The following is an 11,625-nucleotide window of genomic DNA, read 5'->3' as shown; positions in this document are numbered from 1 at the left end:
ATTGCTGTTTTTTCCGGCACTATCTGGTTATTTAACATCAGCCTGCAGTAGCCTGTTCTGTCAGTGATATTTATACGCACGATAAAAACTGGCACAATGGCGTAAATCAATGAGATATCAGCACTGAATGGTGCGCGACGCAGGAAAATTAACCTTCACATGACTCAGTTGCCTCAGTTTTCACGAGAACTGCTTCACCCGCGCTATTGGCTGACCTGGCTGGGTGTCGCTTCTCTTTATCTTTTGGTGCTACTTCCTTATCCCCTGCTTTATGTGCTCGGCTGCAATATTGGTCGTATTGGGATGCGTTTTATGAAGCGCCGCGTCAATATAGCCCGACGTAATCTGGAATTAACATTTCCGGATATGCCGGTTAATGAACGCGAAGCGATGGTTAAGCACAATTTCGAATCAGTCGGCATGGGATTGATTGAGACCGGTATGGCGTGGTTCTGGCCGGACTGGCGCATCAACAAATGGCATAAGCCTTCGGGACTGGAGCATATCCAGCAGGCGCGCGATAGTCAGCGTGGCGTACTGCTCATTGGCATGCACTTTCTGACACTGGAGATTGGTGCACGCATGTTTGGCATCCATAATCCTGGCATTGGCGTCTATCGTCCTAATGACAACAAACTGATCGACTGGCTGCAGGTAAAAGGCCGGATGCGATCGAATAAAAGCATGATCGACCGGAAAGATCTCAAAGGCATGATCCGCGCACTGAAGAACGGTGACATCATCTGGTACGCACCCGATCACGATTATGGCCCGCGTAGCAGCGTCTTTGTGCCCTTTTTTGCCGTGGAAAAAGCAGCCACGACGGTGGGCACTCATCTGCTGATCCGCACCGGCAAACCGGCGGTTATCCCCTTCGTGCCACGTCGTCTGCCCGGCGGACGTGGTTATGAACTGATGATACTGCCTGACATCAGCGCCGAATTTACGCTGGAAAGCGATGAAGTGACCGCCGCCAGAATGAATAAAGTGGTCGAAGAGGGCGTCCTGCTGGCCCCCGAACAGTACATGTGGCTCCACCGCCGCTTTAAAACGCGCCCCGAAGGCGAGCCTTCACGTTATTAATCAGTTCGCGCTAAATGTCCGCCAGGCATTTAGCGCGTTTCTGACCCGACATCCAGCTAAATAAATCAGTCGCTCATCACAGAAGAATCCTTTCAGCCATATTTCAGTGCCAGTGATGAGTATGGGACTATAGACGGAATATAATTTCTTTCTGTTTACCGTTAAACTCGCTAACCCATTCCTTTACCGGAAAGCGCTGCGCGCGCACTTTAGCTTTTTATTAATTAATATTGCATCGATCTCGGTTTAATTTCATCTGGCGCTATTTATTCCGTATTCCAGGCCTAATCCTATTTAGCCAGCCTTAATGGTATCTCCGCGCTTATGAATCTATAAAAATTAACTTATTTTACAATCAATTACTTGGTTAATTTGGCTTATATTCCATTTTGATTTTTTTTAACGTGCTGATAGATCGTTATGGAATTTGTAGTCGTTTATGCTTATCGGTAATTTCATTTGTAACAGTCAGACCTTTAATGGACCTGACTAAAATTATAAAAAGACAATACACAGCAACCTCTAACGGGACAGATTATATGAACAAAGGTCTCTACTATTACGTTACTATCAGCACCGATCAGGACAATTATCATTATCTGCATCGAAAGGGGTGCAAACGCCTGCCAGATAAAGACGAGCTGATATTTATCGGCACACTATATAATCTGAGTCAGGCACTTTCGATCGCCAGAATTAATTTTAAGAAAGTGAAGCCCTGTATAAAATGTTGTATCCGCTACTCCGCACCGGTGATTCATGAGTCTGTTCAACCTGTTCTGCACTTCCCGCAAAAGATGATCTGACCCTGGCTGGCGGGAAATGGCTTATTTCCCGCCAGTTGCACCGCCCTGCCCTTTCCCTCCCTCAGATTTCGTCTATCCTTCACTGAAATCAAAACAATCCGTAGTTAATGAACCCGTAAGGAGAAGAGCGATGAGCATGTACAGTACGTTAGAGGAAGCGATTGATGCTGCACGTGAGGAGTTTCTCGCTAACAACCCTGAAGTGGATGAAGAAGAAGCCTCAATCGGTCAGTTTGGTCTGCAGAAATATGTGATGCAGGACGGCGATATCATGTGGCAGGCTGAGTTCCTGGCAGATGAAGGTGATGCGGGTGAATGTCTGCCTTTCCGCAGCGGTGAAGGCGCACAGGCTATTTTTGATGCTGACTTTGATGAAGTGGAGCTGCGTCAGGAGTGGCTGGCGGAAAATACGCTGCACGAGTGGGATGATGGCGAATTCCAGCTGGAGCCGCCGCTTGACACCGAAGAGGGTGAAGCAGCGGCACAAGAGTGGGAGGATGATAACAGCGACTCCGATCGCAGTTATTCGTAAGGACCGTGACTGGCATCCACCGGTAACAATAGGGTGTCCATCACCAGGGACAGCGGCAGATCAAGGATAGTCAGTACCCGCCACCCGCTGTCACGCACATCCCACTGCACGCCGGGATAATATTGATTACCGTGCCCCTGTCCGGGCACGGTACGGCTGATAATACTGCCGCATCCGCTTAAACAGAGCACAGCCGCAACGATAACGCCTGTCTTTAATAACCCTTTCACCACTGATATCCGCCCTGAACAGCCGTTGAAGTCGTCACGCGCTACCTGCGGTAGCGTCCAGCACTCAATTTATCATCCTGACGCTGTTTTAATCCGATAAAAAAAGCGGCATCGCTGCCGCTTTTTCAGATTACGCGTTTTTTGCCAGCGCGTTCGGGTTGAGGTTAAGTTTCTGATAACTCTCTACCCACTGATGATACTTGTCCGCATTTTCCCAAAGTCGGGTGTGAACACGGGCCAGCACCACCGGATCGCTGATCAACTGCAGACGCTGTTCACGACCCAGTTTATCCGGAGCATCGCTCAGCGCCTGATCCACACGGCGGTCACGCGCATAGTCCAGTAACTGACTCTGCTTATGACGCGATGTCGCCAGTGCCGTTGCCAGCGCGTTGAAGGCGGGATGGAACAGGGCATGCATAAAGCCATTTTCCAGCGCGCGTTCGCGGTTCAGCAGCACATAGCGATCGGTATCGACCAGCTCCTGCGGCGGCGAGTACTCTTCCGGGATCAGGAACAATTTGGCTTTCTTGCTCTTAATCCCCAGGGTTGAGCGACTCGACATCACCGAAACAAACGGCGACAGGATCAGTGAGAAGACAATCGGAGCCAGCCACCACAGGAAGTTAAGATCCAGCAGTCCCATACCAGTTGCCCACACCAGACCTAATGCCATCTGCGAACCGTGACGTTTAAACGCCTCGCTCCATGGAGTGGCATCGTCATCACGCTGCGGTGAGTTCCACACCACTTCCCAGCCAAGGAAAGCACTGACGACGAACACCGTATGGAACAGCATGCGCACCGGTGCCAGCAGCACCGAGAACAGCGTTTCCAGCACCAGTGATGCCAGCAGGCGCAGCGGACCACCGTAGGCCTTCGATCCTTTAAACCAGATCAACACCACACTCAGCATCTTCGGCAGGAACAGCAGCACCATCGTGGTTGAGAACAGCGCTATCGCCAGCTCAGGACGCCACTGCGGCCAGACCGGGAACAGCTGTCTGGGTTGCAGGAAGTAGGTCGGTTCCATCAGCGTATGCACCACCTGTAAGGCAGTGGAGAGCGCCAGGAACATGAACCACAGCGGAGCCGACAGATAGGACATGACACCGGTCAGGAATACCGCACGGTGAACCGGGTGCATCCCTTTTACCAGGAACAGGCGGAAGTTCATCAGGTTACCATGACACCAGCGGCGGTCACGCTTCAGCTCATCCAGCAGGTTCGGTGGTAGCTCTTCATAAGAGCCCGGCAGGTCATAAGCAATCCAGACGCCCCAGCCTGCACGACGCATCAGCGCGGCTTCAACGAAGTCATGCGACATGATCGAACCGGCAAAGGAGCCTTCACCCGGTAACGGGGCCAGCGCACAGTGCTCAATAAAGGGTTTCACGCGGATAATGGCGTTATGGCCCCAGTAGTGAGACTCGCCCAGCTGCCAGAAGTGCAGACCGGCAGTAAACAACGGACCGTAGACGCGGGTAGCGAACTGCTGACAGCGCGCATAGAGCGTATCCATACCTGAGGCTTTCGGCGACGACTGGATGATACCGGCATTCGGATTCGCGTCCATCATGCGCACCAGACCGGTCAGACACTCACCGCTCATGACGCTATCGGCATCCAGTACGACCATGTAGCTGTAGTTGCTACCCCAGCGACGGCAGAAGTCATCGATGTTACCGCTTTTACGCTTCACACGACGACGACGGCGGCGATAGAAGATCTTGCCCGCCCCGCCAACATCCCGCACCAGTTCCATCCAGGCTTTCTGCTCGGCAATGGCGATATCCGCATCGTAACTGTCGCTGAGAATGTAGACGTCAAAATGTTCAGCGTTCCCGGTGCGAACCACGGATTCCCAGGTTGCACGCAGACCCGCATAGACACGTTCAACGTCTTCATTACAGATCGGCATAATCAGCGCGGTACGATGTTCCGGATTCAGCGGCTCATCTCCGACCGTTGAATACGAGATACTGTATTTGTCACGGCCAATCAACAGCTGCAGGAAGCCCATCAGGGCAGTCCAGAAACCGGCTGAAACCCAGCAGAACAGGATAGCGAACAGGAACAGGATGCCGGTCTGCAACACATAGGGCAGGATCTGCATCACCGACTGCTGCCAGTTCTGATTGATCATCTCCATCGGGTCCAGCAGCGTCCAGCCCTGATAGGGCAGAATGCTCTTCATGTACCAGGTGGCAACCACGGTCTGGAAAATGGTCAGGATCAGCAGGATGTAGCGGCGAATCGAACCGACATGACGCCACTTCTCTTCGGCACGCTGCTCTTCCGCATTGGCATAACGCGGCACCGATTTGTGTCCACGCAGTGAGTCCCAGGCACGGGCAACCGGGTTGGTACGCCAGGCTTCCGGGAACATCAGTGAGCGTTTGACCTTCGGCATCGCTTTCAGCGTGGTGCGGTCGAGATAATCTTTACCTAACTGCTGGCCGTCAGCCAGCGAATCGGGCCAGGCCATTTCGACCCGCGATGAGACCGATTTTAACGGCGCATCGTCGGGACGATCACTGGCTGCGACATCCCTGCCCAGCGCATCATGGATGAAGTGGAACTCGCCGGCATTCTGCAATGAGACGCTCAGGCGGGCCTTCCCTGCCGCATCCAGCGGCAGAGATTCCACATAACGTTGAGGTGTAAAAGTGGATTTATTCATTGGCAGGTAACTGATAGCTCCAGGTTTCCGTCAATGTCTTGTCGCCGCTTACCAGGGCCGCACGCATTTCGGTGGACTGCTTGGTATCTTTCACACGCAGACGCAACACCAGACGCCAGCCTTTGGTGACCGGGTTATAACGTACGCTCTGCTCAACCACATCGGCATTTTTGCCGACGCTGACCTGCGGGGCCACCTGGCTGTTTTCCGCCATCTTACTCATGTCTTTACCCACGAAGTCGATGGTGAAAGCCACGGTGCCATCCGGCTGACGCACGAGATTAGACTGCTTCACGTCACCCGCTGAACGGAGGGTATTTTTGACCCAGGCCGTATCATCGGAGTGCAGCTGGTTTTCGTCGCGCGAGAAATGCAGACGGTATTTGAAGTTCATCTCTTTGCCAGGCTCTGGCAGTGTCTCTGGCGTCCAGAACGCAACGATGTTGTCGTTGGTTTCGTCTGCCGTCGGGATTTCAACCAGTTCAACCCGGCCTTTACCCCAGTCGCCGATTGGCTCAACCCAGCCGCTTGGACGCAGGTCATAGCGGTCATCAAGATCCTGATAGTTGTTAAAGTCACGCCCGCGCTGCAGCAGACCAAAACCTTTTGGATTTTCGATGGTGTAAGTGCTCACCGCCAGATGACGCGGGTTATTCAGCGGACGCCAAATCCACTCCCCGTTGCCATTGTGGATGGAGAGACCGTCCGAGTCGTGCAGTGCCGGACGGAAGTTGTTCACCGTGGATGGCTGATTCTGACCAAACAGGAACATACTGGTCAGCGGCGCAATACCCAGTTTGCCGACGTTATCACGCAGGTAAACTTTTGACTGCACATCAACGGTTGACGCCTCACCCGGATGCAGCACAAAGCGATACGCACCCGCCGCGCGCGGCGAATCGAGCAGTGCATAGATCACCAGCTGTTTGTCCTGTGGTTTAGGACGCTGAATCCAGAACTCTTTGAAACGCGGGAACTCTTCACCGGACGGCAGTGCCGTATCGATGGCGAGTCCACGCGCCGACAGGCCATAAACCTGACCGGCACCGATTACCCGGAAGTAGCTGGCACCCAGGAAGCTGGCGATCTCATCGTTTTTACCCTTGTTGTTAAGAGGGTAAAGCACTTTGAAACCGGCAAAACCGAGGTTTTTCACCGCATCCGCGTCATGTTTTACATTACCGAAATTAAAATAATCGGGGTTGTATTTAATCTCGCGCACCGCGCTGGCGGTCACTTCGTTAATCTGCACCGGGGTATCGAAGTACATACCCTGATGATAGAACTCCAGCTTGAATGGCGTGCGCAGTTTGCCCCAATACGCTTTATCGTGGTTAAACTGGATCTGCTGATAATCAGCAAATTTCATTTCACGAAATTGAGAGGGTAAATTGCTTTTAGGCGCTTCGAAGCTTTTCCCTGCCAACGCTTTGGCTTGTTTTGCAACATCATCGATGTTAAACGCCCAACTGTTATTAGCGTACAACGCCAGCAGAACCGCAGTACCAATCCAGCGTACCTTCATCAGTCCGGCTTTATTTTTTTCTTTAGTCAGCACATCCCCCCCTTTCGTGTGCTTAAATCAAACCCGTTTATCTTAAAGGATTATTCGGTTTTCCGACAGCTTATGCGCAACATTGTTCCCGCATTTCGTCAGGCTTAACGCTACTTTTAGGACAATTAGACACTACGGATTCCACTGATAGTATACCCGGTTTATCCCAGGTAGAATTCTGCCAGAGCATAATCCGGTTTCAGGGTGAAACTGGCCAAACGTACTAACGAACTGGAACTTTATGAGTACTGTAAAACCTGAACGTGAATACTTCCTCGACTCCATCCGCGCATATCTGATGTTACTGGGGGTGCCGTTTCACGTTTCCCTCATCTACTCAGCACAGAAATGGGCAGTAAACAGCCAGGAGGCCTCGTTATGGCTGACGCTGCTGAATGATTTTATCCATGCGTTTCGCATGCAGGTCTTTTTTGTCATCTCGGGCTATTTCTCCTACATGCTGTATCTGCGCTATCAGCCACGCCGTTTCCTGAAGGTGCGACTGGAACGCGTGGGGATACCGCTTCTCACCGCCGTTCCGCTGCTCACGCTGCCGCAATTTTTCATGCTGAAAGCGTGGACAGATAAACTGGCTGACTGGCCGCGTTTCACGCCGTATCAGAAGTTTAATAACCTGATGTGGGAGCTGATTTCACACCTGTGGTTCCTGGTGGTGCTGGTGATGCTGACTACGCTGGGCATGGTGACGTTCCGCTGGTTGCGCGATCAGCATCGCACCATTGATTACACGCGGGTTGGCTGGGGTGCACTGACCGCTGGCATGCTGGCGTGGGCGCTGGTGTGGTGCGTGTTCCGCCGTCTGGTGTTTATGTTTCAGCCCGCCTGGCTGATGGATGGTTTGTTCAGCATTGTTGTGATGCAGACACTTTTCTATCTGCCATTCTTTATGCTCGGGGCGCTGGCGTGGAAGCATCCACCGCTGAAGCAGCTGTTTGTACGGTTTAATCCGGTGATGTGGATTGGCGCGGTGTTGATGTTTGTCGCCTACTGTACCAATCAGCGACTGAGCAGCGGCGATGGCTGGTTATATGAGCTGGATGCGATCATCACGACGCTGATGGGCCTCTGCATGCTGAACGTCTGCTTCTGCTTTGGTCACAAACTGCTGAACGCGCATTCACCGCGCATCATGTATCTGGTCAATGCATCGCTGTTTATCTACCTGGTGCACCATCCGCTGACGCTGCTGTATGGCATTTATGTCACGCCGCGCATCGAAAATAACACGCTGGGCTTCTTCGTTGGCCTGTTGATGGTGTTTGGCATCGCGTTTCTGCTGTATGAGATTCACCTGCGCATCCCGCTGCTGCGGTTCCTGTTCTCCGGGAAGTTTGAGCGCAAACAGGCCGGACAAGGGAATTGATGGTGTTATATACAGACAGCACAAAAAATTAAAGCGATGGGAGCAAACGCCAGTAGCAAAGCATAGCGGGCCAGGGATGGCCCGCGCTGAGCCCGCCATGGATGGCGGGTTTTGCGTCTTTGCGAAGGGCGTATGCTCCCTGAGCCCGCGCAGGGTCCATCCTGGATCTTACAGCAGCCACTCAATCGGCAGTCGCCACACTAACCGCACCTGAAGCCGTTGCCACCAGGAGCAGCCCGGCTCGTGCTTGTGCACGATCTGCTGCGGCTCATCCGGATACTCCAGCCAGTTTACCCGTCCCCACTTATCCAGCCGCAGTGTCCATACCCGATCGCGCATCGACTGGCTGAAACGTTGATGCGTTTCTCCGGCCAGCGCCGCACTCTCGATAACCAGTCCCATCTCGGTATTCAGCACGGCTGAACGGGGATCGAAGTTAAACGAGCCGATAAACAACGTTTTTTGGTCCACCGAAAAGGTTTTGGCATGCAGGCTGGAGCCAGAATTACCGGTTAAGCCCCGGTCGTGCGGGGCTTCAGGGACGCCCGCCTGCGGTTTCAGCTCATAAAGCGCAATGCCGTGGCGCAGCAGCTTTTTGCGCCATTTAGCGTAACCGGCATGAACAATCGACACATCGTTGGCCGCCAGCGAGTTGGTCAGAATGGCAATTTTCACCCCTTTGCGCTTCAGCGCCAGCAGCTGGGCGACACCTGCGCGGGTTGGCACAAAGTAGGCCGAGATGATGTCGAACTGCTGTTGTGGCGTGCCAATCACCTCCAGCATCCGCTGCGGCAGCAGGCTTCTGGCGCGTGCTTTACCCAGCCCTTTACGCGGATCGTCACTCAGCAGGCGCGCTTTTGCCCAGGTCAGCGCCAGCGTCCCCTCTTCCAGCTCCTGCAGCAGCGATGAATTTTCCAGCCGCTGCAGGTAGCGCTGCACCGGTTCACTGTGACGCCATTCTGCTGGCAGACTCACACTGTCCTCTTCCGGCGCCTCGTCATCCAGCACCTTCTGCAGCGGGGACACCGGCTTACTGTGCCAGTAGCGCTCAAAATCCTCTGCAACCTCTTTCACCACCGGGCCAATCGCCATCACGTCGAGATCGGCAAACAGCGGTTCATTACCGGTGCCGAAATATTCGTCGCCGATATTGCGCCCGCCGACCACGGTCGTCACGCCATCCACCGTAAAGCTTTTGTTGTGCATGCGGCGGTTCAGACGGGCAAAATCAGTGAGATAGCCCAGCGCTCGCAGCGTGCGAAACGAAAATGGGTTAAACAGCCGGACCTCAATATTGGGATGGCGATTAAGCTGGGCCAGCGTCTCGTCCAGACCCGGCGTATTATTGTCATCCAGCAACAGCCGTACCTTCACGCCGCGCCGGGCTGCTTCCAGTACAGCGCTGAACAGCAGCCGGCCAGAGAGATCGTTTTGCCAGATGTAATACTGAATATCGAGTGAACGCTCCGCTTTCTGCATCAGCAGATAGCGGGCAGCAAAGGCATCCAGCCCGTCGCTCAGCTGATGGACACCGCTCAGCCCTGGATGGCGCTGACACTGAGGCTCCAGCCGTGTTTCCAGCCAGCTGGTCTGTTCTGATGGCTGCGAGAGCTCAAACGCTTCGGTCATGAAAATTCCCTGTAAAATGCAGTTATTTTTATTATTCCCCGGCCCGGCGTCTGACGCCATACCTCTGCTCCGATTGAGTGAGCGGTCACGGGCGTTTTTTAGTCTAGACTTAACCGGACGATCTGTGACCGGCATTTGTCCGGCAGGAGAGGAATATGTCTCATCAATCCCTTACAGATGCCCGCCAGCGCTACCATCCCAGCCTGTTTCGCAGCTTTTTCCAGGGAAGTTTCCCCTGCTCCACCGCCTGCCGTACGCCAGGGAAACGTCTGGATATGGTGATCAGCAGCGGACACGATATGCTGCTGGAAAAAGATTATGCCGCGCTGGCTGAGCAGCATCTGCTGACCGCCCGCGACGGTGCGCGCTGGCATCTGATTGAAAAGATTCCCGGTCAGTATGACTGGCAGAGCTTTCTGCCCATGGTTGACGCCGCACGACGTCAGCAGATGGAGATCATCTGGGAGCTGGCGCACTTTGGTTATCCCGATCATCTTAATATCTGGAAAGCCGAATTTGTTGATCATTTTAGCCGGTTCGCCCGCGCGATGGCGCAACTGATGCGCGACCAGGGCATTGAGCGCCCCTTTTTTACGCCGGTGAATCAAATCTCATTCTGGTCGTGGGCCGGTGCGGATGTCGCCTGGTTTAATCCCCATGCCGCACAGCGTGGTAAAGAGCTGAAGCGCCAGCTGGTCCGCGCCTCGCTGGCGGCGATTCATGCGATTCGCGACGTCTATCCGGAGGCACGCTTTGTGCTGACCGACCCGCTGGTTCAGATTGCCCATCATCCTGATAACCCGGACAGCAAGCCTTATGCCGATGCGCATCACCAGGCGCAGTTTGAAGCCTGGGATATGCTGGCTGGCCGCGTTGATAAGGAGTTAGGCGGCAGTGAAGATTGCCTGGATATTCTGGGCCTGAACTACTATCCCGACAACCACTGGTTTTTCCCCAATCAGCCAATGTCACAAGATGATCCGGTGCGCGAGCCGCTGCATATTCTGCTGGCGCAGTGCTGGCAACGCTTCCGGCGTCCGATGCTGATTGCCGAAACCGGCGCAGAAGGTGATGCACGTGCGCCCTGGCTACAGGAGATCAGTGAAAATGTGGCGGTGGCGCTGGATCAGGGCATTGCGGTGGAGGGGATATCGCTCTATCCGGTGGTGGAATATCCCGCCTGGGCCGATGACCGACGTTCGCCAGGTCCGCTGCTGGGATTAGCCGATCCCAATGGCAACCGGAACCTGCATGAGGCGTTAGCGCTGGTGTTGCGCAGTCAGCAGATTAAGTTTGCGACGCGTAATCAGACAGGCTGAGACGGTGACTTTTTGGGGTGACAGGACTGAACGTCGAGCGTGGGGTCGGCAGGATGACGAACGTCGGTAAGCCAGACCATCGTAAACAGGAAGGTCACCCCGATCAGGCAGGCAGCCAGTAAACCGATAATTGCGATTAATTTATCATCTCCGGAGTCCATCGCCTTCTCCTTATTCAGTCCGTTGGATCCCCTGTCTGCGTCAGCTCATCCAGAGCGTAATCATCAGCACAAAGATTATAAGCGTTACCGAGGTCACCGCAAGCACCACTATCGCAAAGTGCGCATCGTCAAGTGACTGGCGAATCGGCTCATCGTGATCGTCGGGCGGCAAGGGCAAAGACATAACTATCCTGTGAAAAATAGGGATCGCCGACAGTGATGCGGCGGGTGACAGTGTAAATC

General features: G+C 53.8%; 11 protein-coding genes. 5 read left to right on the top strand and 6 right to left on the bottom strand.

Features of this window, described 5'->3' with window-relative positions:
- Positions 1 to 159: 159 nt before the first annotated feature.
- The 3 genes from IBT54_RS03920 to IBT54_RS03915 all read left to right on the top strand — a co-directional run bounded on the left by IBT54_RS03920 (position 160) and on the right by IBT54_RS03915 (position 2,421).
- Entirely contained in the window at positions 160 to 1,083 is a 924-nt protein-coding gene (locus IBT54_RS03920; protein WP_013357422.1) for a Kdo(2)-lipid IV(A) acyltransferase, read from the top strand.
- 539 nt (positions 1,084 to 1,622) lie between these two features.
- Complete coding sequence (locus tag IBT54_RS25130) at positions 1,623 to 1,889, top strand: hypothetical protein (protein WP_236262874.1); 267 nt, start codon at positions 1,623 to 1,625, stop codon at positions 1,887 to 1,889.
- Between the two features lie 130 nt (positions 1,890 to 2,019).
- Positions 2,020 to 2,421: a MysB family protein gene (locus IBT54_RS03915; protein ID WP_013357421.1), complete on the top strand. Its 402-nt coding sequence runs from the start codon at positions 2,020 to 2,022 to the stop codon at positions 2,419 to 2,421.
- Here the strand turns inward: IBT54_RS03915 and IBT54_RS03910 are convergent.
- The 3 genes from IBT54_RS03910 to IBT54_RS03900 form a co-directional block, all read right to left on the bottom strand.
- Positions 2,412 to 2,624 (bottom strand): YceK/YidQ family lipoprotein, encoded by a 213-nt coding sequence (locus tag IBT54_RS03910; protein WP_161733850.1) that lies wholly within the window; start codon positions 2,622 to 2,624, stop codon positions 2,412 to 2,414. The two genes, IBT54_RS03915 and IBT54_RS03910, sit on opposite strands and share 10 nt — an antisense overlap.
- A gap of 157 nt (positions 2,625 to 2,781) precedes the next feature.
- A complete protein-coding gene (mdoH, locus tag IBT54_RS03905; RefSeq protein WP_041456749.1) occupies positions 2,782 to 5,334 on the bottom strand; it encodes a glucans biosynthesis glucosyltransferase MdoH in 2,553 nt (850 codons plus the stop codon).
- Positions 5,327 to 6,862: a glucan biosynthesis protein G gene (locus IBT54_RS03900; protein ID WP_179291200.1), complete on the bottom strand. Its 1,536-nt coding sequence runs from the start codon at positions 6,860 to 6,862 to the stop codon at positions 5,327 to 5,329. The genes mdoH and IBT54_RS03900 overlap by 8 nt, the downstream gene beginning before the upstream one ends.
- Before the next feature lie 268 nt (positions 6,863 to 7,130).
- Here IBT54_RS03900 and mdoC point away from each other — a divergent pair, with 268 nt between their 5' ends.
- Complete coding sequence (mdoC, locus tag IBT54_RS03895) at positions 7,131 to 8,273, top strand: glucans biosynthesis protein MdoC (protein ID WP_013357417.1); 1,143 nt, start codon at positions 7,131 to 7,133, stop codon at positions 8,271 to 8,273.
- A gap of 168 nt (positions 8,274 to 8,441) precedes the next feature.
- Here the strand turns inward: mdoC and IBT54_RS03890 are convergent, their stop codons facing one another.
- Positions 8,442 to 9,902, bottom strand: a complete 1,461-nt coding sequence (locus IBT54_RS03890; protein ID WP_201251599.1) for a phospholipase D family protein — start codon at positions 9,900 to 9,902, stop codon at positions 8,442 to 8,444.
- Positions 9,903 to 10,057: 155 nt separating this feature from the next.
- Here IBT54_RS03890 and IBT54_RS03885 point away from each other — a divergent pair, with 155 nt between their 5' ends.
- Positions 10,058 to 11,221, top strand: a complete 1,164-nt coding sequence (locus IBT54_RS03885; RefSeq protein WP_061062140.1) for a hypothetical protein — start codon at positions 10,058 to 10,060, stop codon at positions 11,219 to 11,221.
- Here IBT54_RS03885 and IBT54_RS03880 read toward each other — a convergent pair.
- Together IBT54_RS03880 and IBT54_RS03875 are read right to left on the bottom strand one after the other, a co-directional pair.
- Positions 11,209 to 11,382, bottom strand: coding sequence for a hypothetical protein (locus IBT54_RS03880; protein ID WP_013357414.1), 174 nt, complete (start codon positions 11,380 to 11,382; stop codon positions 11,209 to 11,211). The two genes, IBT54_RS03885 and IBT54_RS03880, sit on opposite strands and share 13 nt — an antisense overlap.
- Positions 11,383 to 11,422: 40 nt before the next feature.
- Entirely contained in the window at positions 11,423 to 11,566 is a 144-nt protein-coding gene (locus tag IBT54_RS03875; RefSeq protein WP_010246429.1) for a hypothetical protein, read from the bottom strand.
- Between the last annotated feature and the right edge of the window lie 59 nt (positions 11,567 to 11,625).

This window comes from Pantoea sp. S62 (genome assembly GCF_016658625.1).
GTDB lineage: Bacteria > Pseudomonadota > Gammaproteobacteria > Enterobacterales > Enterobacteriaceae > Pantoea > Pantoea vagans.
This window is presented reverse-complemented; position numbering and strand designations above follow the sequence as displayed.